The sequence below is a fragment of the Lelliottia sp. RWM.1 genome, from assembly GCF_016859735.1.
Classification (GTDB): Bacteria; Pseudomonadota; Gammaproteobacteria; order Enterobacterales; family Enterobacteriaceae; genus Enterobacter.
Genome location: NZ_WLVC01000038.1, coordinates 21,655 through 46,998, shown reverse-complemented (window position 1 = coordinate 46,998; position 25,344 = coordinate 21,655). Strand labels below are relative to the sequence as shown.

Sequence of the window (25,344 nt, the reverse complement as noted above, 5' to 3'; positions counted from 1 at the left end):
AATCGGCCCAGATCCGCGAAATTTTAATCAGCGAGTCAGCTTGGGAAGAAATGACCTGCTTATTCGCACCTTCCTTAAGGAGAGCGATTGACAGCCTGATGGTCCGTTTTCATCTGAATATTATCCTGCGTTTCATCAACAGGTGGCGCGGGGATTTTCCCTTGCGAATAATCCTGCTGCTGCTCCTTTACGGCCTGATTCAACAGTGCTTTTAATGATATATCGCTATTATTCTCACTGACGGAGGCGCGAGCGTGAGACTGCGTGCCGGGTAATGTATCCCGTGATGTATCTTCATTATTATTCCCCTCAGGTGCTTGTTGCCAGTCTGCATCATCGCTGTTAATTGGCATATCCTGCATGGTCGGAATATCGTGTTGCACCACGTCAGGTTTAGGCTGCGGATGCGGGAATGGTTTACTCACATAGATGTAATGCATATCGGAAAGCTGCGTTTCTGATTTGACGGCGTGTGCTTTCACGGGGGCGGGTACAGGGTGACGTAAATTCCAGTAAACATGAGCGTAAAGTCCGGCGATCAACAAGGTACAAAATCCCAGCATCCACAGCAGGGCGGTGATGACGATTTTTTTCAGGCTGGGGAGCCGATATGAAAACCAGACGGCTTCCCCTGTGGTGTGGCTGCGTTGAGCAGCGAGACAGATTGTCGACATTATGAGTTCTTCCCCCGTGTCGCCGGATGTGCTGTTGAGTCAGGCGCCTGGATCAGTACACCTGGCGTGGTATTGGCTTCACGCATTAATCGCATCAATGTCTCTTCACCAGGAATACCATCCGCGTGTAGCTTCATTTTTAGCTGGAACTCGCGAGTGCGTTTTTCCATTTCGGCTGTCCAGTGTTGTGCATGGGTTTCCGGTTCAGCGAGTACCAGACTGAGTTGTTTGTCGAACCACGCCAGATCCTGACGGCTGCTGGCGGCATTAATCGCCTCTTTACCTTGCGGCGTCAGACGGTGTAACAGGGTGTATTTACCCGTCGCATGCTGGTTAAACCAGCCGCGACTCACCTGCCACGTGCGGCCATTGATCAGTAAATCCATCGAATTATCGCCGACCCGGGCGACAACCGCGTAGTTGAGATGATGACCTGTCTGCATCTCACTCACCCACGGATACCCTTCAGATGCCAGTGTGTCCAGTGAAGCCGTCCCCTGTTTGCAGGCCAGATTCACCTTTTCGGCATTTTGGCATAGTGCCTCTTCGGCTGAGGCATCGTAACCCCACATCAGGTACAACTGATGCATTGCATCGGGCTGGTTAACCATTTCATTGTCGATAACGGGAATGACGGGGGCGGCTGTTGTCGATATTTGCGGTTTCCAGCTTGCCGGAACAGGTAACTGAACCGGCAGTTTTGCGCTAATTGTTGGGGTTAAATACCAGCCACAGGCTGCGAACAGGACGGAGGCAAACAGGGCAAGACTCGCCATGCGCTTGCGCCGGGGCTTGGCTGGTAATATCTCTCCAGCCGCCAGGCGAAGATGGCGCGGCCCCACCGTTGCGGCACGCTCTGTCCATGCGGCCAGCATCGCAAGGTGCGCCAGCGCATTTAATTTGCTGACATTGCCTTGTGTTAGCGCATGCATTTTTCGTATGCGTGTGGAAGAGAAGGGGGGCGCTGTGCATCCTTGTTCTTCACACTGCATCTGCATGTAACTCAGCGTTTCCCGACAGGTTAGCGGGCGCACGACATGATGGGTATGAACAAACTCCTGCAGGCCAGCGTGTTGCAGCAGAACGCTCTTCTGATCGGCACAACCCATCAGCACGATGGATAAATGAACATCCAGTTCCTGCGCACGAGTCAGCAACATACCTAATATGGCGAAGCAGCTATCTTTCATCGCTTCTGTATGCGAAATCACCAGTACCTTACTCTTTACCTTCCGCGAGGAAGAGGCGTCCTGCCACTGGCGCAGTACAGTATCAACGGCATGTATCCGGCATTTAGACGCTTGAGTCTCTGGGCTAAGTTTATACAGCAGGTTACTGGCGCTCAGTTTGGGGAAGGCGTTAATTGTGACCATGCCACGGATGCTGATGTTCAGGGCATCACTGAACTGGCTGGACAGTTGCGCATCATTGCAAAAGAGTCCGGTAATTCCCGCCTGTTGCGTCTTTTCTTTCAGCAGGTTGATGATGTCCTGATGATAAGGCACAAAAAATTCCCCCGATAAACGGGTGGCTTTCCTGAACGGCGGGTTTTTGAAATTAAAATGACTCTGATACATAACGGCTTACTGTCTCTTTACGTAACGGGCAACGGTGCGCAAAAAGTAAGATAAGACGATATTCTGGTCAATTTGCAAACAGGATAAAAATAACCTCTTCGCGTTCTCTAATATCGGGTTTTTTTATGGTCAATATCTTTTTTAATGAAAGTTAGTGGCGAAGCAGATAGTCGATTTTGAGCCAACTATTTATTCTTTTCATCAGATGTTAGCGCAGTTTTGTACTGCTTATTATGTTTTGCTAAAGGCCAGGTGAATAATGAGGTTCTCATTTCTCTCACGGTTGATAACACCCTGTGTGATGTTTTTATTGCTGATTTTTTGTGGTCAGCAAGGGTATGTCATCTTTAAAGACTATAAAAAAGTGTCAAATAAGTTGGCAAATACGAATGTAAAACAGAAAAAAACAGTTCAGGACGAAAAACCGTTTACCCTTTTTTCTGCCGCTGTATATCAGGAACATTCACCCGCATTAGTAAGTACGCCGTTAGTGGCAGAAATCGAAGGTATCATCCGTAGCGATGATGCCTGGCTCTCGTTCGCCGTGATTAAGACGCCGGGAGGAGAGAAAAGTTACCGTGAAGGGGAGAACCTTACCGGATTTAACGACGCCTATATTGAAGAGATCAATAAAGACAATGTGGTGGTTAATTACAAAGGTACTGCGCAGGTACTGGCATTAAAAAAACCAGATTATTTTAAAGGTGATGTTGAAAGCGAGCCCATAATGCAACCGACAAACGATGTCGGGGCTGATGGTGTACACCTGGATGATTATCTGGTGTTAAAACCGGTTATCGAAAAAGGCCAACTGGAAGGCTACAACATTAATCCAAGGAATACCTCTTCGTTTTATAACCATTCAGGCTTAAAAAAAGGTGATGTGGCGGTGACGGTGAACTCTGTCGATATGACTGAAGCGGTACAAGCGAAAAGTATTCTCGAAAACTGGTCGAAAATGAAAGACGCAGAGGTTGTCGTCAGACGCCATGCGCACCTTGAAAATATTCGGGTTAATGTTCTAAACAATTAAAAGTGTACAGACATGAAGAAATTTCCATGGGCGTGCGTGGCGCTTACCGCATTGTCGTTATATTCCAGTTCGTTGCTTGCAGCAAACTTTAGCGCCAGTTTCAAAAATACCGACATCCGCGAATTTATCGATACGGTTGGACGTAATTTAAATAAAACCATTCTTGTCGATCCTTCGGTGCAGGGATCAGTGTCCGTCAGAACCTATAACGTGTTGACGGAAGACGAATATTACCAGTTTTTCTTAAGCGTGCTGGATCTGTACGGGCTGTCGGTTATCCCGATGGACAACGGCATGGTTAAGGTTGTGCGTTCAAGCGTGGCCAGAACCGCAGGGGTTCCAGTTGCTGACAGTAAGAATCCCGGCAAGGGTGATGAGATTATTACCCGTGTAGTCCGGATGGAGAACGTGCCGGTGCGCGAACTTGCTCCTCTGTTGCGTCAGCTTAATGACGCCAGTGGTGTAGGTAACGTCGTGCATTTCGAACCGTCGAACGTGTTGTTGCTTACCGGTAAAGCCTCGGTGGTAAACCGTCTGGTGGATCTGGTACAGCGTGTTGACAAAGAGGGCGTTCAGCGCCGTGAGATTGTGCCATTGCGTTATGCCTCCGCGAAATCGCTTTCTGACATGCTCAATAACCTCAATAACGAAGAGCAGAAAGGGCAAAATGCGCCGCAACTGGCGACCAAAGTGGTCGCTGACGATGATACCAACAGCCTCGTCATCAGTGGTTCGGAAGCGACCAGAGAGCGAACGCGCGCGCTTATTGGTCAGCTCGATCGTGAGCAAAACAATGAGGGCAATACCCGCGTGTTCTACCTGAAGTACGCCAATGCCAGCAAAGTGGTTCCGGTATTAACCGGGATAGGTGAACAGCTGAAAGACAAGGCCGGGGCGGCGAAAAGCAAAGCGCCAATGGCATCAACCGACCTGAACATCACTGCTGATGAATCGACCAACTCGCTGGTCATTACTGCACAGCCGAACGTGATGAATTCGCTGGAAAAGGTGATCGACAAGCTTGATATTCGCCGTCCACAGGTGCTGGTTGAGGCGATTATCGCTGAAGTACAGGACGGAAACGGCCTGGATCTCGGCGTGCAGTGGACCAGTAAACACGGTGGTGTTCAGTTTGGTTCCACGGGATTACCCATTAGCCAGGTCAAAGATGGCGTAATAAAAGGGGCAAGTTTTACCGGACTGGCAACAGGCTTCTTTAATGGCGACTTTGGGGCGTTGATGAGCGCGCTCTCTACCGATGGCAAAAACGACATTCTCTCGACGCCAAGCGTGGTCACGCTCGATAACAAAGAAGCCTCGTTTAATGTCGGTCAGGATGTGCCAGTTCTTTCCGGCTCGCAGACCACCAGTGGCGATAACGTTTTTAACTCCGTTGAGCGTAAAACGGTGGGGACCAAGCTGAAAATTGTGCCGCAGATTAACGACGGCGACATGATCCATCTGAAGATTGAACAGGAAGTTTCCAGCGTGGACAACAGTGCGACCGAAGATGCCAGCCTTGGCCCTACCTTTAATACGCGCACCATTAATAACGAAGTCATGGTACACAGCGGCCAGACGGTGGTGCTCGGCGGACTGATGGAGAACGTGACGAAACAGTCTGTTTCCAAAGTACCGTTGCTGGGGGACATTCCTCTGGTGGGGCAGTTGTTCCGCTACACCTCCCAGGACACGGCCAAACGCAACCTGATGGTCTTTATTCATACCACGGTCCTCCGCGATGACGAAAATTACAGTGCGGCATCGAAAGAGAAATATGACCAGATCCGTGCACGTCAGCAGCAACGGACGGAAGAGAAGAAGCTGGGGATTATTGAAAACAGTGATAATCCTGTGCTGCCAGCCTTTCCTGAGCAGAGCAGCACCGTGACATCCCGCAATCCGTTTAAAGAATAGAGCGGAGGCCAACGTGGAAGAGTTGAGTCAATACGCGTGCAGCAGCAGCTACGCGAAGGACAACGGTGTGTTGTTTTGCAATGGCGACATTTACATACGCGACGATGCGCCCGCGCATGCACTGCTGGAGGTTCGCCGGGTGCTGGGGCGCACCTTTGCGCCCGTCATCCTGACACCAGAAGCCTTTGAGGAGATGCTGGCGAAAGTCTGGCAGCAGAACAGCGGTGTGTCTCAGCAACTGGTTGACGACATGGATGCCGATATCGATCTGATGGCGTTAACCGAAGAGATCCCCGACAACGAAGATCTGCTGGATAACGATGAAAACTCGCCGGTGATCCGCCTGATCAACACCATTCTGGGGGAAGCGGTGAAAGAGGGCGCATCCGATATTCATATCGAAACCTTCGAGCGCACGTTGAGTATCCGCTTTCGCGTGGATGGCGTCTTGCGTCCTGTGCTTCAGCCTGCGCGCAAACTTGCGCCGTTGCTGGTGTCGCGTATCAAGGTGATGTCAAAACTCGATATTGCTGAAAAACGTCTTCCGCAGGATGGCCGTATTTCCCTGCGCATTGGCCGAAAAGCTATCGACGTGCGTGTTTCGACTATTCCGTCGCAGTATGGCGAACGGGTGGTGATGCGTTTACTCGATAAAAGCAACCTGAAGCCCGACATCAATAAGCTTGGGTTGATTGATGAAGAGCTGGAAAAACTCAAAGGGCTGATTGACCGTCCGCACGGCATCATCCTGGTGACAGGCCCGACAGGCTCCGGGAAAAGTACCACGCTGTACGCGATCCTCTCGGCGCTGAATGGGCATGAACGCAACATTCTGACCGTTGAAGATCCGATTGAGTATGAGCTGGAAGGGGTTGGGCAAACGCAGGTCAACCCACGCGTTGATATGACTTTTGCTCGCGGGTTGCGCGCGATCCTGCGCCAGGACCCGGACGTGGTGATGATCGGGGAAATTCGTGCCGGGGAAACGGCGCAAATCGCGGTTCAGGCCTCGCTCACCGGCCACCTGGTGATGTCAACACTCCATACCAACAGTGCTGCCGGGGCGATCACTCGCCTGCGTGATATGGGGCTGGAGTCCTTTTTAATTGGTTCATCGCTGCTTGGCGTCATTGCCCAGCGTCTGGTACGCCGGTTGTGTTTTCACTGCCGGACAACCAGTCCGCTGGATGCCAATGAAAAAACGTTGTTCAGTTTTATGGATAACCCACCCAACGCGATTTATCGCGCCGTGGGGTGTGAACATTGTCGCCAGAGCGGTTACCAGGGACGGGCAGGTATTCATGAATTTTTGGTGGTCGACAGCACAATGCGTCGCGCCATTCATGAAGATAAAGATGAGATGTCCATTGAAACACAGTTATTTAAACAGGCGTACAGCCTGCGTGAAAACGGGCTGCTGAAAGTGATTTCTGGCGTAACGTCGCTGGAAGAAGTGATGCGCGTTACCGCTGAGCGTGGGGGCGATGAGTAATGGCCTTCTATGCATGGACGGCGGAGAATGCCGCAGGGAAAACCCAGCGTGGGACACTACAGGCTGAAGGGCAAAAGCAGGTTCGCCAGTGGCTTCGCGAACAAAAGTTAATGCCGGTCAGTATCACAGAAACGCATGAGAAAGCAGTCACCGGGAAAGCACACACCGGCGCAAAACTTTCCACCCCCGTGTTGTCGATGTTTACGCGTCAGCTCTCGACGCTGGTCAACGCGGCGCTCCCGCTGGAAAGCGCGCTAAAAGCGATTTCGAAACAGACGGAAGATAAAAAGCTGGCGGCGATGGTGGTGGAGATCCGCGAAAAAGTGGTGGAGGGGCATACGCTGTTTGATGCGTTTAGTCAGTTTCCGCGTACCTTCGACAAGCTCTACTGCACGCTGGTGATGGCCGGTGAAAAGACCGGTCATCTGGGCGATGTACTGGAGAAACTGGCGGAGTACAACGAATAGCGTCAGAAGATGAAAAGCAAGCTGACGCAGGCGATGGTCTATCCGATCACCCTGACGGTCGTGGCGATCGCGGTGATCAGTATCCTGCTGGTGGCGGTTGTCCCGCAGGTGATTGAGCAGTTTACCCATATGAAACAGCAACTGCCGATCACCACCCGCACGCTGATTGCGGTAAGTGATTTCCTTCAGGCTTATGGGATCTACATTGCAGGTGGCCTGGCGGCAGGGATTGTCGGCTTTAAGGCCTGGGTCAGGAACGCAAACCATCGCTTTCAGTGGAACCGCTGGCTGGTGAACCGCTCGCCGGTTAAAAAACTGGTGTGTGCCATCAACAGTGCCCGATACATCCGCACGCTGAGCATCTTGCAGGCCAGTAGCGTTCCGCTGCTGGAGGGGATGTATATCGCGATGGACGGCATTGAAAATTTATATGCCCGCCAGGTGCTAGAGCAGGCTGCTGATACCGTACGTCAGGGGGCATCATTATACGCGGCACTGGAACAGGCGAAATTATTCCCGCCCACCATGTTGTATATGATTGCCTCAGGTGAGGAGAGCGGTGAATTAGGTCATTTAATGGATCGTGCGGCGGAAAATCAGGAGTCCGCATTACAGCATCGAATTACATTAACGTTATCGGTATTTGAACCGGCTCTGGTCGTTACTATGGCGACAATTGTTTTATTCATCGTCTTATCAATATTACAACCGCTTTTGCAACTTAATAACATGGTAGGTTAATTCCTGGCTGTAAAACAAAAAAACCTGGCTCGCCAGGCGGGCTTCACATTGCTCGAATTAATGGTGGTTATTGTCATTCTCGGCGTTCTTGCGAGTATGGTCGTGCCCAATTTAATGGGAAACAAAGAAAAAGCGGATACCCAAAAAGCGACCAGCGATATTGTTGCTCTCGAAGGATCGCTGGATATGTATAAGCTGGATAACCACCGCTACCCAACGACCGAGCAGGGGTTGCAGGCGCTGGTGACAAAACCGGAAATCGCCCCTGTTCCGAACGGTTACCGCGCGGATGGCTATATTCGCCGTCTGCCGCAGGACCCGTGGGGCAGCGATTATATTCTGGTCAGCCCTGGCGAACATGGCGCGATAGATGTATTTTCCGCCGGCCCGGATGGTGAAGCGAATACGGCCGATGACATTACTAACTGGTCACTCGATAAAAAATAATGAATAAACAACGCGGCTTTACGTTGCTGGAAATTATTCTGGCACTGGTGATATTTGCCAGTTGCGCCATGATGGTGGTCTCCACTATTCCGTCGCGCAGTGGTGCAGATATATTTGGCCAGCAATTAAAAGCACTCGTTGATTATGGTTCCGACCGCGCAGTCATGGACGGGAATATTCTAGGGTTAGTCATCACGGCGGATAAATATCAACTGGTGACGCTAACAGATAAAAATGGTGAACGTCGCTGGATGCCCTTATCCGCTGGTCGTATTACCACTCTGGGTGATTTCCCTGAAGACATGCACGTTTCGCTTTCCCCTCAGCGTCTGGCCGCCACGACAGAGTCTGAACCGCAGATTGTTTTTTTGCCGGATGGCGAGATTGGCCGCTTCACGTTGACACTGCAAAGCTATGACAAACAGCACTTTTTCCGCGTGGTGTCGCAAGGTGCTGCGCCTGTATCGGTAGAGAATGATGGCTAAAGGCAGAGCAAAACAGAGTGGGATGACGCTACTGGAGGTGATGGTTGCACTGGTGATCTTCTCTACTGCGGCGCTGGCGTTGATGAATTCCGTCTCCCTGAATGTGCGTTTTACGTACGGTCTTGCCGATACGTTACAGGCCAGTTGGGTGGCGGAAAACCAGCTGGCAGAAGCGCAACTGAGTAAAGCCGATTTTCCCGATGCCGAAGAACAAGGGACGGAAATGATGGGAGGACGCAACTGGAACTGGCGCAAGCAACGGATCAAAACCACGAATAACGGCTGGGCGAACGCCATTCGCGTCTATGCGGAAGGGGACGAGAATCAGCCCGTGATTTCCCTGCAAATTATTCCGCCGGGAGCGCGAAAGTGAAAAAAGTGCAACGTCAGCGCGGGTTTACGTTGCTGGAGATCATGATTGCGCTGACCATCTTTGCGGTGATCAGTACGCTTGCCTGGCAGATCCTGGACGGTGCAATGCGCACCAGTTCTGCGACGGATACCCGTGCGGCCCGGCTCAACCAGCTGCAGCGTGCCTGGAGTTTGATGGAGCGCGATTTTTTCCAGCTTCAGGCGCGAGCACCACGTAATGAGCCGGACCTGTTTCGTCAGGAAGGGGAGACGCTTGAACTCACGACGTTAAGTGGGGTAAGCGGAACAGTACAACTGGAGCGTGTGCGCTGGCGTCTGGAAGAAGGCCATTTGTGGCGGGATGTCTGGCCCACGATTGATAGCCCGCCAGACGTGAAGCCCGAAGAAGTGCCGATTATCAGTCAGGTGAAATCCGTGCAGTGGCGGTTTTATCGCAATGGCTGGCAGAAAAACTGGACCGACACTGCGCATCAGCCGGATGGCGTGGAACTCACGCTGACGATGGACAACGGGGAGACCTGGCGCTGGGTATTCACCACTCCAGGGGATATTCCAGATGTGGTGACTGTACCAAAAGAGAAGATGGAGGCGATAACGCCGACGCCTCAAAACGCTCCCGTACCGGGCACAACACGATGAATACGTTGCGTAAACAGAAAGGGGTTGCCCTGCTGGTGGTGCTGATCCTGCTGGTGATGATGTCGGCGCTGGCAGCCAAAATCAGTCAGCAGTTCTGCCGTAATTTGCAGAAAACGCGCTATCAGGTGAGTCAGCAGCAGATCCGCTGGGCCATACAGGCGCAGGAAAAGGTGGTGAAAGATACCCTGCAAACCGACGCCAGCGGCGAAAGTAAACCGCTTGCCCCTGATGGCGACTGGCATCAGCCGCTGGAGACGCAGGGAGAAGACTATACGCTGGTCAGCCAGGTGGAAGACGCCCAGGACTGCTTTAACGTTAACAACCTGCTTGCGGCTGACAACGCGACTCAGGCGGTGAACGTTCAGGCTGCACCGGAAAAACCGCGTAACGAACAGACCCTGGAACAGTTGCTGGCCGACAGCGGTATCAGCCAGGTGACAGCCGAGGAGATTTACCTGCAACTGGTGGATTACCTCGATGCCGATCCTTCCACGGTAAAAGAGGGGGCTGAACGTGATGCCTGGGCCGGGACGGTTCCGGCGCGTTTACCCGCGAATCAAATGATGCGTGATATTGCTGAGATCAAGCTGTTGCCTGCATTTCCCGTCAGTGCGTACCCCAAAGTGAGCAAGCTGCTGTGTGCATTGCCGGATACGGTCAGCAAGGTTGATGTGAACACCCTGAGTCAGGCGAAAGCGGTGATTCTGGCTGCGCTATTTCCCGGCAAACTCACGACAGAGGGGGCTTCTCGCCTGATTGCTTCGCGCCCCGAATCTGGATGGGAAAGTCTGGATGATTTCATGAAAGCGCTGGAGCAAAACGCCCCGCAGCTAAAAGACGATTTACCGAAAGTCACCGAACAACTGGCCATTAACAGCCGCTATTTCCGCGTCCGTTATACCGGTAATACCGATGATTTAACGCTTCGCGTGATCAGCCAGCTTCAGGTGAATCAGGATGCTGGCGAGATTGTGACGTGGCAGCGTCGTTACCGAATGATTGAATAACAAAAGTCGAATTCTATGAAACAGGTACTTTTTATTCGTCCTGACAGCCGTGAGGATGGAGCATTGTGGTGGTGTGTTTCCGGTAGCCAGCAGGTTGATGCTCTGGATGGCACACAAGCGCTTGCCGCACTGGCGGAGCATCCTCTGGCATCTCGCGTATGTTTGCTCTTACCCGCGAGTGAGATGGTCTTTCGCCATTTTACGTTGCCCAAAAAAGGGGGGGCAGCCCAGGCTACGGTATTTTCCTGGATGGCAGAGGAGACGCTCATCGGTGAGGTGGATAACCTGCACTGGACGGTGCTCAACAAAAAGGGCCGTGAGGTTGATGCCGTCGCCATTGACGCAGAACGTCTGCAGTACTGGCTGAGTATTTTTAACGAGGCAGGATTAAAGGTGATCCAGGTGTTGCCGGATGCCTGGTTACTGCCGGTTTCTCCGCATGGGAATACGGTCATCTCTCTGGAGGAGAGCTACTGGCTACGCTTTTCTTCGCATGTAGCTTGTAACGTTGATGTAACACTGTTGCCGCTACTGATGCAAAAAGTGCAGAACGGTGAGGTGTGCTGCTATGGCGAGAGCCCGGCGGGCATCCACGTCGATGAGAATCTGCGGTGGCAACACCCGCTGGTATTGATTCAGCCTCAGTGGCAAACCTGTCGTATCAATCTCTTACACGGTAAATTCAGCGCCAGAGGTACAAAGGGCAACACGACAAAAGGGCGTAACGCCGCAATGGCGGTGATGGGAATTTTGTCGCTCGGGCTGCTGTTAGGGCCACGAATGGGCATGGCATGGATGGCGGTTCAGCAAGAAAACCGCTTGCAGCAGGAGATAGTCGATGTCTACCAGCATCACTTTCCCAGTATGCGTCAGCAGAGCAATATCAAATACCACTTTGGACAGAATCTGAAGAAACAGAGTAAAGGGATCTTTCTCCAGCTCGATGAACTGGAAAAAGTGAAGCAGATGGTCCCTGCTGTGGAAATTAATTTGCTGGAATATGACGGCACGCAAAATACATTGACCCTGAGCGTCAGTACGCAAAACCAGGAGGGGCTGAAGGAATTTGTAAGCCAGGCCAGTGAGCGTTTTGATTTTACGCTACAGCCTGTTTCAAATAATTCTCCTTATACCGCCATGATCTCCGGGAAATACAAATGAATGAACGAATTATGCAGCTGAAATCGCGCTACCAGCGTTACAGCGACAGAGAAAAAATTGTATTAAAAGTGTGTGCGGCAGCAGTTTTCTGCGCCGCCGTATATTACGCAGGAGTCCTTCCCTTGGATAATATTATTCAAAATAGCAAATCAACGCTGATGCGACAAAAAGAAACGTTGAACTGGATGCGCAGTGAAATAGATAAAAACCATCTTCAGTTACAGCAGATTAAAACAGACAACCCTCGCAGCGTCGTGGAAAACAGTGCACACGAGATTAACATATCGCTGACGGATGTGCGTCAGGATGGGCAAACACTCTCTTTTGCGATCAACCGGATCAACGTTTATGCGTTAAAAAACTGGTTGCGGGAGATGAATATGACATCCGGTATTCGACTGGAAAAAATGAACCTTACACCTGTCGATCATATGAATGATGTTAAAGCTGAAATTCAGCTCACCTGGAAAAAGGGGGTATGACGAACCTGATGTGGGTCAGGGCATGTCATCCGCTGGGATTCGCACTGATGAGCGGGGGCTTCGGTGCGATTGTTGGGAGCTTTCTGGGGGTTGTGGCTGACCGCGTACCGGGCATGGTGATGAATGAAGGGGAGAGCGGAAATCTCCTTTTGCCCGCGTCGCATTGTCCGGTCTGCAAGCATTCGTTAGCCGTATGGGAAAATATCCCACTGATAAGCTGGCTTCTGCTGCACAGGCGCTGCAGTGAGTGTCACACGCTCATCCCGCTAAGCGTGTTTCTGATTGAGCTTTTTACCGCGCTATTTTTTGGCATTACGGCCTGGTGTATCCCCGGTATCCCGGTATTGTTTTCAATCTGGTTGCTGGCCGCATTCCTGCTGCCGTTGGCGATGATCGACTGGCGCTACCAGCTTTTGCCGGATTGTTTGACGCAACCTCTGCTGTGGGCTGGGCTGTTACTGACAGCCGTTCTCCATCTCCAGCCATTAACTGATGCACTTTACGGGGCCATAGCCGGCTACCTTTCGCTGTGGTTGCTCTACTGGGCTTTTCGGTTATGCACCGGGCGCGAAGGATTAGGCTATGGTGATTTCAAATTGTTTGCTGCTCTGGGCGCCTGGTGCGGCTGGCAGGTATTACCGACGTTATTACTGGCTGCCGCAGTCAGCTGTATCGTTATTTATGGATTGTTTTATAAATCGCCACATTCACAGGGCGCTATTCCATTTGGTCCTCTTTTAGCATCCTCCGGATTGATTATTTTTATTCTAAATAACACCCATTGATTTTTATTTAGTGAGTCAAGTTTTTTTTGGAATTATTTCGCCAGGGGAATGAAAGGAAATAATGTGTTTCTCGCGGTATTGTTATAAACATAAGGTGTAGGAATTATTCGCGTATATCTTTTATGGGGGATGAGTAGCGCAATAAATAAATGTTTGGCAACCTTTTATTGAGTCAGTCAATAAGTAATCTCACATGCAAGATGGAATGCATGATTTTTAACTATTCACAAATAAAGTTATCAGGAATTAATAATGAAATTTATGAAGCCTAAATATCTGGCGCTATTAATTGCAGCAGCTTCCGGCTCTGTTTTTGCGGCTGCGCCAGGTACACCGTCCATCAGCAGCGGTAACGATAAATTTGCCCTTGTTGAGGTTGACCAGGCTGCGCAGGACTATAACAGCCTCGTTAAAGTACATAACGACGGTGTGGATGTGAAGGTGGAGTGGAACGTCTGGAGCGGCGATGCACCAACTTCAGCTAAAGTGCTGCTGGATGGTCAAACTGTATGGTCTGGTGCAGGTAGCGCGTCCGGTTCTGCCACGTTTAAAGTGAAAAAAGGCGGACGTTATCAGGAACAGGTTGAACTCTGTAACGCCAGCGGCTGTTCCAAAAGTGCCAGCAAGCTGATCATTGTTGCAGATACTGACGGCAGCCATCTGTTGCCCCTGAATGCGGCAATGCAGGAAAACAACAAAACCTTCGCGCAGCATACTGACAAAGTGGTTGGGGCCTATTTCCCGGAATGGGGCGTGTATGGACGTAACTTCCCGGTAGATAAAATCCCGGCTGCGAACCTGAACCACATTCTGTACGGCTTTATCCCAATCTGTGGTGGTGACGGTATCAACGACAGCCTGAAATCAATCGAAGGCGGGAACAGTTTCCAGGCTCTGCAACGCGCCTGTAACGGCCGTCAGGATTACACCGTAGCCATCCACGATCCGTGGGCCGCGCTGCAAAAACCGCAGTCTGGTGTGTCAGGCTGGGATGACCCGTACAAAGGTAACTTTGGTCAGTTGATGGCGCTGAAAAAAGCGCATCCAGGCCTGAAAGTGTTGCCTTCTATCGGTGGCTGGACGCTGTCTGACCCGTTCTATCAGATGGGTAACCCTGCGATTCGCGCGCGCTTTGTGGCTTCCGTGAAAGACTTCCTGAAAACCTGGAAATTCTTCGACGGTGTGGATATCGACTGGGAATTCCCTGGCGGCGGCGGTGAAAACGCCTCACTGGGTAATCCGCAGCAAGATAAAGCGACCTATACCGCGTTGATGCACGATCTGCGCACCATGATGAATGAACTGTCTGCTGAAACCGGTCGTACCTATGAACTGACCACGGCAATTGGTTCCGGGAAAGATAAAATTGAAGATGTGGATTACACCGCGGCTCAACAATACCTCGACCACATCTTCCTGATGAGCTACGACTTCTACGGCGCATGGAGTAATACCGAACTGGGCCACCAGGCGGCGTTGCATGCACCAGCATGGCGTCCGGAGACCAACTACACCACAGAAAACGGTGTTAAAGCACTGCTGGAGCAGGGCGTACAACCAGGCAAAATCGTGGTAGGCGCAGGCATGTATGGCCGTGGCTGGACCGGTGTACACGGCCAGACTGGCGATAATCCATTTACCGGAACCGCAACCGGGCCGGTAAAAGGCACCTGGGAACCTGGTGTTGTTGACTATCGTCAGATCGTTAACGAATACAAAGGTAAACCGGGCTGGGAATACAAATACGATGCTGATGCTGAAGCCCCGTATGTCTTCAATAAGTCGACCGGTGAACTGATCTCTTATGAAGATGCACGTTCCACTGCGGCAAAAGGCAAGTATGTTCTGGCTAATCAACTGGGTGGCCTGTTCTCCTGGTCCATTGACTCTGATAACGGCGATATCCTGAACGCGATGAATGAAAGCCTGATGGGCGGCAGTTCTTCCGGTTCCGATACTCCGGTTGTGACAAACCATGCGCCGATTGCGGCAGCAGTGGATCAGATGGTCACTGGCCCGGCATCGGTGATTCTGGATGGTTCGTCTTCATCCGATCCGGATGGCGATGCAATTACCTACAAATGGACCCAGATCTCTGGTCCGGCGGTCACCATGACCAACAGCACCAAAGCGAAAGCCTCTTTCAGCGTTAATGCTGTGGCGGCTGACCAGACTCTGGCCTTCCGTCTGACAGTGACGGATGCGAAAGGTCTGAGTAACGCGATTGACGTGCAGGTGGTGAATAAAGCACCAAAAGCGAACCAGGCGCCGGTGGTGAACCCGATGGAAACCGTCTCTCTGCAAGCAGGTGAAAGCTATGCTCTGCATGCTCAGGCAGCCGATCCAGATGGTGATGCACTGACCTATGCATGGAGTGTTCCGGCAGATATGCACGCTACCGGCACGAATACTGCCAACGTGAACATCACTGCACCAGCAGTGAGCGCGGAAACCTCCTACACCCTGAGCGTGATTGTGAGTGACGGTAAAACCAGCGTTCAGTCCAACGTACAGGTTGTGGTGACACCGAAAGCGGCAGATGAAGGCACTCAGCCATCTGACGAAGGAACAACGCCATCTGATGAAGGCACTCAGCCATCTGACGAAGGAACAACGCCATCTGACGAAGGAACAACGCCATCTGATGAAGGCACTCAGCCTTCTGACGAAGGTACGGCTACCGGCAGTTGTGGCGCCCCGGTTGATGCTAATGCCAGCAAATATGCTGCATGGGAATCCAGCAAAATCTACAACAATGGCGACACCGTCAGTGCCGACCATCTGGTGTGGAAAGCGAAGTACTGGACTCAGGGCAACAAACCTGGCTTTGGTGTGGATGCCTGGGAACTGGTGAGCAAAGTGAGCATGAACTGGCGCTCTGACCTGGTTTACAACGGCGGTGAAACAACCACGTATCAGGGCTCTGTATACCGTGCGAAATGGTGGACCCGTGGTGATAACCCTGCCAAGAGTGATGTATGGGTGAAAGAAGGTTCATCTGCAGAGTGTAAATAAGGTTATTAACCTGTCATTACGGGAATGATATCTGCCCGTAATCGTTGGCCACACCCCGCTTCGGGTGTGGCCAATTACACCTAAATAGAATAAATGCACAAGGAGAGTATGGAAAACTGAACGGTGGGATGAATATCATGAAGCGTTTGATGTGGTTATTTTTATTCGTTTGTCCGGGTGTAATGGCCAATTGTTGGGACAGTGCTGCACATTATTACCATGTCGACCCCTATTTATTATTTGCAATAGCAAATGTGGAATCAGGAATGAATCCTTATGCCGTCGGCTGGAACCATGATGGCTCCAGAGATGTTGGGTTAATGCAGATTAACAGCTCTCACTTCAGCGAGTTAGAGCGTCAGGGGATTGATGAGTATCGCTTAATATCAGAGCCCTGCACCTCCATTATGGTGGGCGCATCAATATTATCGAAGATGATTAGAGTCTACGGTTATAACTGGGAAGCCGTTGGGGCTTATAACGCCGGGGTGAGAAAAGAGAATTACCCTAAGCGGATGCTTTATGCTCATAAAGTGTGGCGAAAATATCAGGAAATAAAAGGCAGTGAAATATACAGGGATTGATTTTTCTTTTTTGAAGGATGTTTTCCGTGTCCTTCAAAAAAGGAAAAGAACCGCATCTATGGTTTATTTATTAAAGGAATAATACATAAACCAGGAGTGCATTATCATTGTTGCTTAAATACAGGACTATTTGACATGACGAAAAGGACATTACTGAGCATTCTCGTTGCCGGGGCATGTATTGCTCCGTTTATGGCTCAGGCTGCAACGCTGCAGGCAACCAGCAGCGAACCGTACACCATGAAAGCCAGTGATTTGGCGAAAAAGGAAAAAGAACTCACCAGCTTCCCGCTGATGGCCTCGGTAAAAGATACCATCGCAACGCTGGATAACAGTCTGGTTGAGCAGATTGAGCCAGGGCGTGCTACCAACCCGGATAACGTTAAGCGCGTTGAAGGTATTGTCAAAGCAAGCGACTGGGAATATCTGTTCCCGATGCGTGCGAAAGAATATACCTACAGCAATTTCCTGAAAGCCGTGGGTAAATTCCCGGCGCTGTGTAAGACCTATAATGACGGTCGTGACAGCGATGCGATTTGCCGCAAAGAGTTGGCGACCATGTTTGCCCACTTTGCACAGGAAACGGGGGGTCATGAAAGCTGGCGTCCTGAAGCTGAATGGCGTCAGGCGCTGGTTCATGTCCGTGAAATGGGCTGGACCGAGGGCCAGAAAGGGGGTTACAACGGCGAATGTAACCCGAGTATTTGGCAGGGGCAGACCTGGCCGTGTGGCAAAGATAAAGACGGTGACTTTGTGAGTTACTTTGGTCGCGGCGCAAAACAGCTTTCCTATAACTACAACTATGGCCCGTTCTCGGAAGCCATGTTTGGTGACGTCCGCACGCTGCTGGATAAACCCGAACTGGTGGCAGACACCTGGCTGAACCTGGCAAGTGCGATCTTCTTCTTCGCCTATCCTCAGCCGCCTAAGCCAAGCATGTTGCAGGTGATTGACGGGACGTGGCAGCCGAACGATCGCGATAAGGCCAACGGCCTGGTCTCTGGCTTCGGTGTAACCACCCAGATCATCAACGGTGGTGTAGAGTGCGGTGGTCCGACGGAGATCGCGCAGTCTCAGAACCGTATTAAGTATTACAAAGAGTTTGCTAACTACCTGAAAGTACCGGTTCCGGCGAATGAAGTGCTGGGTTGCGCCAACATGAAACAGTTTGATGAAGGCGGTGCAGGCGCACTGAAAATTTACTGGGAGCAGGACTGGGGATGGAGTGCGGATACGCCTGACGGGAAAACCTATTCCTGCCAACTGGTGGGCTACCAGACTCCGTTCAGTGCGTTTAAAGAGGGCGACTACACCAAGTGTGTACAGAAGTTCTATAACGTGAACATTGTGAATGATGACGGTTCCTCAACAAAACCGGCTGACGAACCTGTGACGCCAGCGCCATCAGACGAAACACCAGTCCCAGCCCCAACTCCGGATGAAACGCCAGCAGAACCTGTAACGGTTAACCACGCCCCAGTGGCACACATTGCAGGCCCGATTGGTGCGGTTGAAGCGGGTGCGCAGGTTTCCCTGAGTGCTGAAGGATCAACCGATGCTGACGGCAACAAACTGACTTATACCTGGCGTTCCCAGGATGGCCAGACGGTGACGGGACAAGACAAAGCGGTTGTTACCTTCACTGCGCCAGAAGCGGCTACCGCTCAGCAGTATGAAGTGGGCCTGACCGTTAGCGACGGTGAACTGAGCAGCACCACGTCTTACCTGCTGAATGTGAAAGCGAAAGCGGCTGCACCTTCTCAGGATGAGGGGACATCTGGCGCTTATCCTGGCTGGAGTGCGAACAGCAAGTACAAGGCGGGGGATATTGTGAACAACCACGGTAAGCTCTTCCAGTGTAAACCGTTCCCGTACAGTGGCTGGTGTAACAACGCCCCGGCCTACTACGAACCGGGTGCAGGTCTGGCCTGGTCTGACGCCTGGACTGCGCTGTAAAAACGAACGGCAACCCGAGGGTTGCCGTTTTCGTGTTTTCCGCTCCGTTAAGAGAGGGAATTGTCACGACTGGTGCTTTCAGGTGTGACTAGCGGTGCAATTTCCCGTGATCCCGTAACCAGGCTGCAGTGCGTACGATCCCGTCATCCAGCGTGACGACGGGTTTATACCCCAGCTCGTTCTCCGCGCGCGTTGTGTCCAGCGTGAAATCGAAATTGAGCTTCGATACGCCATAATGCGTCAACGCAGGTTCTTTTGCCGACTTGCTACCGAAACGCTCCATACTGCGGGCGATCATATCCAGCATGGGATACGGCACAGAACGGATGCGACAGTGAATATTCAGTTCATCAATCAAGCGTTGCACGATGCTACGCAGCGCCTGAGGCTCACCGTTGGTGATGTTGTAGGCGCGGCCTGACGGTAAATGATCGCATGCAGTCTGGCTGGCCAGCCACATGGCATGAACGGCATTTTCGTAATAGGTCATATCCACCAGTGCATCGCCACCACGTGGAAGTAACACGCTGCCGTAGTGATGCATCATCTGCGCCAGGCGTGGGATAAATACTTTGTCATGCGGTCCGAACAGGCTTTGCGGACGCAGGATGGTAAAACGGGTATGCGGGTTCGACTGCGCCAGCAGATCGATCACCTCTTCGCTGGCGGCTTTACTGCGCGCAAACTCGCAGGCAAAACGTGCCGGGCGAAAATCTTCCTGAACATCACGGTGGTGGTGATAATCGAAATAAAGGGAAGGGGAGGAGATATGAACAAAATTACGTACGCCCCAGGCTACCGCCCACTCACCCAGACGACGCGTGGCGCGGACGTTGGCGAGATCAAAGGCTTCCTGTGTGCCCCACGGGGAGGTAAAACTGGAACAGTGCCACAGCGTATCGATTCCGGCGAGCATCACTTTAGCCTGAGAGGAAACCAGTTCCGTCAGGTCGGCATGGACAAATTCTGCGCCCATTTTTTGCAGCAGTTTTCCCATCGCCTCGTTGCGACCGGTCGCCCTGACGCTAATGCCTTTGTTGCGCAGAAACTCGACCGCGTTTCGGCCTAAGCCGCTGGTCGCACCGGTAACCAGTACCTTCATATCAATCCACTGTGTTGAAAAAGAATTTCGTGCGCATTCTTCCGTGAATTACGCCTGTATGCAATGGGAAAGGTGAAAGAATAAGAGTTTTATTTAGATCTTTTCCTTCTTTTGTTCTGCAAGCTGCGCAATACGTTTAGCCATTCCGCGAAAGATAAACAGATGCGCCGGGATCATAAACAACCAGTAGAATAACCCCGGCATACCATGGGGATGCCACCAGGCGCGGACATCCAGCTCACGGTGATCGCCCTTATCTTTGAGCGTAAAACAGAGTCGCCCAAGCCCCGGCGCTTTCATACCGAACAGCAGAGCCAGCTGCTTTTCCGGCTCGACGATGATCACTTTCCAGCTATCGACCGTATCACCGACCTGAAGATAGGATCGGCCAGGACGACCTTTCGCCAGCCTGTGCCCTACCAGCAGGTCCATCGCCCCTCGTGTTTGCCAGAGGATATTGCCGAAGAAATAGCGCTCTTTGCCGCCAATCTGGTTAACCACTTCCCAGAGTGCTTCCAGGCTGGCCTGCGTTTTAACGGTACAACCTGCCTGCTTCGGGTAATACCCATACTCTGGCCGCCAGCGGGCAAACGCCTGCGCGTCATACCCCCAATCACTGGAGTTCACCAGCTTCTCTTCTTCTTTCAGCGTGTTACGCACTGCGTCATCAAAACGGATCAGATCCTGCGGAATCAGCGCGCGCAGATCGCGGTCGTCCGCCAGGAGATCGTGTTTCAGCCCCTGGATCAGTGCTTTTGCCGTCGTGGGAGGAACCGAGGTGATGACATTTAAAAACCACACGGAGATCCAGCGGGTGGGGAAAGGGACTGGAACCAGCCAGCGATGACGACCGCTGACAGCCATAAAATGTTCGAACTGCGCCTGATAGGTCAACACTTCAGGCCCGGCCGCCTCCAGAACCCGGTGTTGTTCTGCGGGATGACGCAGGAGTTCAACCAGATAATGCAGCAGATTCTCCAGGGCGATGGGCGTGGTGCGTGAACGCACCCAGCGCGGCGGGGTTAATATCGGCAGGTTGTAAACCATATCGCGCATCACTTCAAACGCAGCGGAACCCGCACCGACGATAATGCCTGCCCGTAATTCCGTCAGGGGGATCGCGGCACTGCGCAGGATCTCTGCGGTCAACTGGCGCGCGCGAAGATGGTCTGATTGTTCATGTTCCGGGGCTTGCAGCGAACTTAAAAAAATCACCTGCTTCACCGGTGTTTGCAGAAGAGCATCGCGCACGTTCATCGCGACCTGACGTTCATGCGCAATAAAATCGCCACCTTCTCCCATGCTGTGAACCAGATAATAGAGGGTATCTACGCCCTCCAGCAAAGAAGGGAGCGTATCCGGCCAGTTAAGGTCGACATTGTGGCAGGCTACACCAGGCAGATTTTGTTTTTGCAGGCGTTCAGTATTACGTGCCGCCGCCAGCACCTGATGCCCTTGCTGACTTAACGCAACGGTAAGGTGTTGACCAATATAACCACTGGCCCCGAGTACCAGAATGCGTTGCGGCACGTTGTTCTCCTCAATTAACGCTGTAAAAAAGCCTGCCAGTGGCGAGCCACTTCTGCGAGCTGTTCACGGCTGACATCCAGATGCATGACCAGGCGTACCACCGGAGAGGCATTAATCAGCACACCGCGTGCTTTCATAAACTCACCCAGCGCGGCCGCGTGATCATCGCCGACGCGAACAAACAGCATGTTGGTATCGTGACGCATCACGTCAGCACCAATCTCGCGGAGCTGTGTTGCCATCCACGCGGCATTGTCATGATCGTCTTTCAGACGTGCGACGTTGTTTTTCAGCGCATATAAACCGGCTGCGGCCAGGATCCCGGCCTGACGCATTCCGCCGCCCGTCATCTTACGCCAGCGATTGGCGCGCTTAATGTAGTCAGCATTGCCTACTAACAGCGAGCCAACCGGCGTACCTAAGCCTTTGGAGAGGCAAATGGTGAACGAGTCGCAATATTGCGTGATCTCTTTCAGTTCACAGCCATACTCCACCAAGGCGTTAAAAATACGTGCACCATCAACATGTAAACCCAGTTTGCGTTCGCGGGTAAATTCCCACGCAGCTTTCAGGTATTCACGCGGCAGCACTTTGCCGTTGTGGGTATTTTCAAGGCTGAGCAACTTTGTACGGGCAAAATGGATATCGTCGGCTTTGATTTTTGCCGCGACTTTATCGAGGGGCAGGGAGCCATCAGACGCGGCATCAATCGGTTGTGGTTGAATGCTGCCCAGTACAGCCGCACCACCGGCTTCGTACAGGTAGTTATGCGCACCCTGTCCGACGATGTACTCTTCGCCGCGTTCGCAATGGCTGAGGAGTGCAACCAGGTTGGCCTGTGTGCCGGTCGGCAGGAACAGCGCAGCTTCTTTTCCGCTCAATTCTGCGGCATAGCGCTGGAGTTCGTTGACCGTCGGGTCATCGCCGTAAACGTCGTCCCCGACCGGGGCGGCCATCATCTCTTCCAGCATGGCGCGACTCGGGCGGGTAACGGTATCACTGCGTAAATCAATCATGGCATGTCCTTATTCAGTAAAGGCGATGCCAGATGTTTTACCTGAGCCAGTTGGTTTTTGCCAGTTCAATGACTTCATCTCCGCGCCCGTTAATGATGGCGCGCAACATGTAGAGGCTAAAGCCTTTGGCCTGCTCCAGTTTGATCTGTGGTGGGATAGCCAGTTCTTCTTTTGCGACCACCACATCCACCAGAACAGGGCCGTCGATGGAGAAGGCTCGCTGCAGTGCTTCATCCACCTCGGAGGCTTTTTCAACGCGGATCCCGGTGATGCCGCAGGCTTCGGCAATACGGGCGAAGTGGGTATCGTGCAGTTCTGTCCCATCCGTCAGATATCCCCCGGCTTTCATTTCCATCGCCACAAAACCGAGCACGCTGTTGTTAAAGACCACGATTTTGAGCGGAAGCTTCATCTGTGCGACAGACAAAAAATCCCCCATCAACATGCTGAACCCGCCATCGCCACACATCGCGACCACCTGGCGATCCGGTGCGGTGGCTTTCGCACCCAGCGCCTGTGGCATGGCGTTTGCCATCGAGCCGTGGTTGAACGAGCCGAGCAGGCGGCGTTTACCATTCATTTTCAGATAGCGCGCAGCCCACACGGTCGGCGTACCAACATCACAGGTGAAGATAGCGTCATCTGTCGCGAAATGGCTGATCTGCTGCGCCAGATACTGCGGGTGAATGGCTTTCTCACTGGGTTTTGCCAGGTCATCCAGACCCTTACGTGCTTCGCAATAATCACTCAGCGCCTTGTCGAGGAACTGACGATCGGTTTTCTCTTCCAGATGGGGCAACAGGGCGGCAAGCGTTGCTTTGATATCGCCTATCAGCGCCATATCGACTTTGCTGTGCGCACCAATACTGGCGGGGTTGATATCAATCTGAATGATTTTGGCATCGGCAGGGTAGAAAGGACGATAGGGGAATTGTGTTCCGAGCAATACCAGCGTGTCGGCATTCATCATGGTGTGGAACCCGGAAGAGAAGCCGATAAGCCCGGTCATACCGACATCATAAGGGTTATCGTATTCCACGTGCTCCTTGCCACGCAGGGCGTGGACAATTGGCGCTTTCAGTTTTCCGGCAAATTCCAGGAGCTCTTTGTGTGCTCCGGCGCAGCCGCTGCCGCACATCAGGGCAATGTTGCTGGAATAGCGCAGCATTTGAGCCAGTTTTTTCAGCTCTTCTTCGGGAGGGATAACCACCGGCTGCGGCGCGTGATACCAGTGTGTGCTGGCGCTTTCAGGCGCAGCTTTCAGCGCAACATCACCGGGTAATACCACCACTGAAACGCCACGGTTCAGCACCGCTTTACGCAGGGCAATTGCCAGCACCTGGGGGATCTGCTCCGGGGTGGAGACCAGCTCGCAATAGTGGCTGCATTCACGGAACAGCTCCTGAGGATGCGTTTCCTGAAAATAGCCGCTGCCGATTTCGGTCGAGGGAATGTGGGCGGCAATCGCCAGCACCGGAACATGATTGCGATGACAGTCGAACAGGCCGTTAATTAAATGCAAATTCCCCGGCCCGCATGACCCGGCACAAACTGCCAGCTCACCCGTGAGTTGCGCTTCGGCTCCAGCGGCAAATGCAGCCACTTCTTCGTGGCGAGTCGGCATCCATTCGATAGTTTTCATCTTATTGAGGCTGTCACTTAGCCCGTTAAGAGAGTCGCCAGTGACACCCCAGATGCGTTTTACACCTGCCTGTTCAAGCGTTTTGGCAATATAGGCAGCTACGGTTTGTTTCATGGTTGTCCGTCTCCTTTTTGTGATATCGCTTACAAGCTTAGATGAAACTCACCGCAACGCCCGGTAATTCCCCACCATTAAAAGGTGCTTTTCATTGGTATCTATTCAGATTAGTCTGATGAAACCTCGGGTGAAAACAGGAATCATTTCAGATGGTTAAATCATTGTTAATTACTGTTAATAAAAAGCTAGCGTGCGACGATCTTGGCAAACTTTTGTTACGACTCGCCGTCGGCGGGTTGATGCTGTTTCACGGTTTACACAAACTCTTTGGTGGCGTGGGTTTCATCAGCGGCATGCTGGTGGAAAAAGGGCTGCCCGGTTTTATCGCCTACGGTGTGTTAGTGGGGGAAGTGGTCGCGCCGGTTCTGATTATTCTGGGGATCTTCACGCGTCCCGCTGCGCTGGTACTGGCATTTACAATGGTCGTGGCATGGCTGATGGTGGGAACAGGCGAAACGTTCGCGCTGGATGCGGTGGGCGCATGGGCGATTGAAAGCCTGGTCTATTTCTTTATTGGCGCGCTTGCCGTCGCATTTCTAGGCGCAGGACGTTATGCCCTGGCGAAAGATCCGGCGTGGCAGTGAACGTTGTTCCTTGTTAACCGGAAATGATTTTTTAAAAAAGGGTCTGCGGACCCTTTTTTATTTGCCGGTTATAACCTATTGATTTTCTTGGCTTGAAATAACGGTGAGGAAAAAAGGGTTTTTTTCAGGAAAAAGAATAATTCTGTTTATTAGACAACAGGATAGGTGTAGATTGCTTCAGTTCACTGCCGTACAGGCAGCTTAGAAATGTGTCGTCCGTAACCGTGCCGCGGGCTCCCTGTTCACTGCCGTACAGGCAGCTTAGAAAGGGACGTTCAAATGGACGAATTAGAGAATGATTGTTCACTGCCGTACAGGCAGCTTAGAAAGTCTGACGCTTGGCATGACAGCGGCTAAGTTCGTTCACTGCCGTACAGGCAGCTTAGAAAATCCCACACCCAGGCGGATAATTTCACGCTCAGTTCACTGCCGTACAGGCAGCTTAGAAAATTCTCAACACCGGAATCGCTTTGATGGGGTGGTTCACTGCCGTACAGGCAGCTTAGAAAGACAGGGGTA

At 52.0% G+C, this 25,344-nt stretch carries 21 protein-coding genes, 1 pseudogene and 1 CRISPR repeat array (1 of these 23 only partly in view); of the genes and pseudogenes, 16 read left to right on the top strand and 6 right to left on the bottom strand.

Annotated elements, in window-relative coordinates:
* Positions 1 to 74: 74 nt before the first annotated feature.
* Together GF617_RS20925 and GF617_RS20920 are read right to left on the bottom strand one after the other, a co-directional pair.
* Positions 75 to 674 (bottom strand): hypothetical protein, encoded by a 600-nt coding sequence (locus tag GF617_RS20925; RefSeq protein WP_181622845.1) that lies wholly within the window; start codon positions 672 to 674, stop codon positions 75 to 77.
* On the bottom strand, positions 674 to 2,251 hold the full coding sequence (locus GF617_RS20920; RefSeq protein ID WP_181622846.1) for a peptidoglycan-binding protein: 1,578 nt from the start codon (positions 2,249 to 2,251) through the stop codon (positions 674 to 676). The genes GF617_RS20925 and GF617_RS20920 overlap by 1 nt, the downstream gene beginning before the upstream one ends.
* 301 nt (positions 2,252 to 2,552) lie before the next feature.
* Here GF617_RS20920 and gspC point away from each other — a divergent pair, with 301 nt between their 5' ends.
* The 15 genes and pseudogenes from gspC to GF617_RS20845 all read left to right on the top strand — a co-directional run bounded on the left by gspC (position 2,553) and on the right by GF617_RS20845 (position 18,834).
* Entirely contained in the window at positions 2,553 to 3,284 is a 732-nt protein-coding gene (gspC, locus tag GF617_RS20915; RefSeq protein ID WP_181623713.1) for a type II secretion system protein GspC, read from the top strand.
* A gap of 12 nt (positions 3,285 to 3,296) precedes the next feature.
* Positions 3,297 to 5,201, top strand: coding sequence for a type II secretion system secretin GspD (gene gspD, locus GF617_RS20910; RefSeq protein ID WP_181622847.1), 1,905 nt, complete (start codon positions 3,297 to 3,299; stop codon positions 5,199 to 5,201).
* Between the two features lie 13 nt (positions 5,202 to 5,214).
* Entirely contained in the window at positions 5,215 to 6,693 is a 1,479-nt protein-coding gene (gspE, locus tag GF617_RS20905; protein WP_203452370.1) for a type II secretion system ATPase GspE, read from the top strand.
* Positions 6,693 to 7,901: pseudogene (gene gspF, locus GF617_RS20900) on the top strand (type II secretion system inner membrane protein GspF). The gene gspE and the pseudogene gspF overlap by 1 nt, the downstream one beginning before the upstream one ends.
* Before the next feature lie 3 nt (positions 7,902 to 7,904).
* Positions 7,905 to 8,348: a type II secretion system major pseudopilin GspG gene (gene gspG / locus GF617_RS20895; RefSeq protein ID WP_181622850.1), complete on the top strand. Its 444-nt coding sequence runs from the start codon at positions 7,905 to 7,907 to the stop codon at positions 8,346 to 8,348.
* A complete protein-coding gene (gene gspH / locus GF617_RS20890; protein WP_203452369.1) occupies positions 8,348 to 8,833 on the top strand; it encodes a type II secretion system minor pseudopilin GspH in 486 nt (161 codons plus the stop codon). Before gspG ends, gspH begins: the two co-directional genes overlap by 1 nt.
* Positions 8,826 to 9,206 carry a type II secretion system minor pseudopilin GspI gene (gene gspI, locus GF617_RS20885; RefSeq protein WP_181623714.1) on the top strand — a complete coding sequence of 127 codons (381 nt, stop codon included), beginning with the start codon at positions 8,826 to 8,828 and terminating at the stop codon, positions 9,204 to 9,206. Before gspH ends, gspI begins: the two co-directional genes overlap by 8 nt.
* Complete coding sequence (gspJ, locus tag GF617_RS20880) at positions 9,203 to 9,844, top strand: type II secretion system minor pseudopilin GspJ (protein ID WP_181622852.1); 642 nt, start codon at positions 9,203 to 9,205, stop codon at positions 9,842 to 9,844. The genes gspI and gspJ overlap by 4 nt, the downstream gene beginning before the upstream one ends.
* A complete protein-coding gene (gspK, locus tag GF617_RS20875) occupies positions 9,841 to 10,851 on the top strand; it encodes a type II secretion system minor pseudopilin GspK (protein ID WP_203452368.1) in 1,011 nt (336 codons plus the stop codon). Before gspJ ends, gspK begins: the two co-directional genes overlap by 4 nt.
* 15 nt (positions 10,852 to 10,866) lie before the next feature.
* Positions 10,867 to 12,012: a type II secretion system protein GspL gene (gene gspL / locus GF617_RS20870; RefSeq protein WP_203452367.1), complete on the top strand. Its 1,146-nt coding sequence runs from the start codon at positions 10,867 to 10,869 to the stop codon at positions 12,010 to 12,012.
* Entirely contained in the window at positions 12,009 to 12,494 is a 486-nt protein-coding gene (gene gspM, locus GF617_RS20865) for a type II secretion system protein GspM (RefSeq protein ID WP_203452366.1), read from the top strand. The genes gspL and gspM overlap by 4 nt, the downstream gene beginning before the upstream one ends.
* Positions 12,491 to 13,279 (top strand): A24 family peptidase, encoded by a 789-nt coding sequence (locus GF617_RS20860; RefSeq protein ID WP_203452365.1) that lies wholly within the window; start codon positions 12,491 to 12,493, stop codon positions 13,277 to 13,279. Before gspM ends, GF617_RS20860 begins: the two co-directional genes overlap by 4 nt.
* 252 nt (positions 13,280 to 13,531) lie before the next feature.
* A complete protein-coding gene (locus GF617_RS20855) occupies positions 13,532 to 16,294 on the top strand; it encodes a glycosyl hydrolase family 18 protein (protein ID WP_203452364.1) in 2,763 nt (920 codons plus the stop codon).
* Between the two features lie 137 nt (positions 16,295 to 16,431).
* Positions 16,432 to 16,878, top strand: a complete 447-nt coding sequence (iagB, locus tag GF617_RS20850; protein ID WP_181622858.1) for a type III secretion system invasion protein IagB — start codon at positions 16,432 to 16,434, stop codon at positions 16,876 to 16,878.
* 135 nt (positions 16,879 to 17,013) lie between these two features.
* Positions 17,014 to 18,834, top strand: a complete 1,821-nt coding sequence (locus GF617_RS20845; protein ID WP_181622859.1) for a glycoside hydrolase family 19 protein — start codon at positions 17,014 to 17,016, stop codon at positions 18,832 to 18,834.
* Between the two features lie 88 nt (positions 18,835 to 18,922).
* On the opposite strand, the gene GF617_RS20840 is transcribed toward GF617_RS20845, so the two are convergent.
* The 4 genes from GF617_RS20840 to poxB all read right to left on the bottom strand — a co-directional run bounded on the left by GF617_RS20840 (position 18,923) and on the right by poxB (position 24,238).
* Positions 18,923 to 19,936: an NAD(P)-dependent oxidoreductase gene (locus tag GF617_RS20840; RefSeq protein WP_203452363.1), complete on the bottom strand. Its 1,014-nt coding sequence runs from the start codon at positions 19,934 to 19,936 to the stop codon at positions 18,923 to 18,925.
* 93 nt (positions 19,937 to 20,029) lie between these two features.
* A complete protein-coding gene (locus GF617_RS20835; RefSeq protein ID WP_181622861.1) occupies positions 20,030 to 21,466 on the bottom strand; it encodes an SDR family oxidoreductase in 1,437 nt (478 codons plus the stop codon).
* Between the two features lie 14 nt (positions 21,467 to 21,480).
* Entirely contained in the window at positions 21,481 to 22,482 is a 1,002-nt protein-coding gene (gene ltaE / locus GF617_RS20830; RefSeq protein ID WP_203452362.1) for a low-specificity L-threonine aldolase, read from the bottom strand.
* Positions 22,483 to 22,519: 37 nt separating this feature from the next.
* A complete protein-coding gene (gene poxB / locus GF617_RS20825; RefSeq protein WP_203452361.1) occupies positions 22,520 to 24,238 on the bottom strand; it encodes a ubiquinone-dependent pyruvate dehydrogenase in 1,719 nt (572 codons plus the stop codon).
* Positions 24,239 to 24,390: 152 nt separating this feature from the next.
* Here poxB and GF617_RS20820 point away from each other — a divergent pair, with 152 nt between their 5' ends.
* Positions 24,391 to 24,825: a DoxX family protein gene (locus GF617_RS20820; protein WP_181622864.1), complete on the top strand. Its 435-nt coding sequence runs from the start codon at positions 24,391 to 24,393 to the stop codon at positions 24,823 to 24,825.
* A 180-nt stretch (positions 24,826 to 25,005) separates the two neighbouring features.
* Positions 25,006 to 25,344: a CRISPR direct-repeat array (repeat unit 28 nt; unit sequence GTTCACTGCCGTACAGGCAGCTTAGAAA); it runs 642 nt beyond the window's last position.

Bases quoted from the DNA above. Each gene is read 5' to 3' on its own strand.
- GF617_RS20855 (WP_203452364.1), top strand. From the start codon at position 13,532: ATGAAATTTATGAAGCCTAAATATCTGGCGCTATTAATTGCAGCAGCT.
- poxB (WP_203452361.1), bottom strand. From the start codon at position 24,238: ATGAAACAAACCGTAGCTGCCTATATTGCCAAAACGCTTGAACAGGCA.
- gspH (WP_203452369.1), top strand. From the start codon at position 8,348: ATGAATAAACAACGCGGCTTTACGTTGCTGGAAATTATTCTGGCACTG.
- GF617_RS20860 (WP_203452365.1), top strand. From the start codon at position 12,491: ATGACGAACCTGATGTGGGTCAGGGCATGTCATCCGCTGGGATTCGCA.
- GF617_RS20925 (WP_181622845.1), bottom strand. From the start codon at position 674: ATGTCGACAATCTGTCTCGCTGCTCAACGCAGCCACACCACAGGGGAA.
- iagB (WP_181622858.1), top strand. From the start codon at position 16,432: ATGAAGCGTTTGATGTGGTTATTTTTATTCGTTTGTCCGGGTGTAATG.
- gspD (WP_181622847.1), top strand. From the start codon at position 3,297: ATGAAGAAATTTCCATGGGCGTGCGTGGCGCTTACCGCATTGTCGTTA.
- gspC (WP_181623713.1), top strand. From the start codon at position 2,553: ATGTTTTTATTGCTGATTTTTTGTGGTCAGCAAGGGTATGTCATCTTT.
- GF617_RS20840 (WP_203452363.1), bottom strand. From the start codon at position 19,936: ATGAAGGTACTGGTTACCGGTGCGACCAGCGGCTTAGGCCGAAACGCG.
- GF617_RS20845 (WP_181622859.1), top strand. From the start codon at position 17,014: ATGACGAAAAGGACATTACTGAGCATTCTCGTTGCCGGGGCATGTATT.
- gspL (WP_203452367.1), top strand. From the start codon at position 10,867: ATGAAACAGGTACTTTTTATTCGTCCTGACAGCCGTGAGGATGGAGCA.
- gspM (WP_203452366.1), top strand. From the start codon at position 12,009: ATGAATGAACGAATTATGCAGCTGAAATCGCGCTACCAGCGTTACAGC.
- gspK (WP_203452368.1), top strand. From the start codon at position 9,841: ATGAATACGTTGCGTAAACAGAAAGGGGTTGCCCTGCTGGTGGTGCTG.
- ltaE (WP_203452362.1), bottom strand. From the start codon at position 22,482: ATGATTGATTTACGCAGTGATACCGTTACCCGCCCGAGTCGCGCCATG.
- GF617_RS20920 (WP_181622846.1), bottom strand. From the start codon at position 2,251: ATGTATCAGAGTCATTTTAATTTCAAAAACCCGCCGTTCAGGAAAGCC.
- GF617_RS20820 (WP_181622864.1), top strand. From the start codon at position 24,391: ATGGTTAAATCATTGTTAATTACTGTTAATAAAAAGCTAGCGTGCGAC.
- gspI (WP_181623714.1), top strand. From the start codon at position 8,826: ATGGCTAAAGGCAGAGCAAAACAGAGTGGGATGACGCTACTGGAGGTG.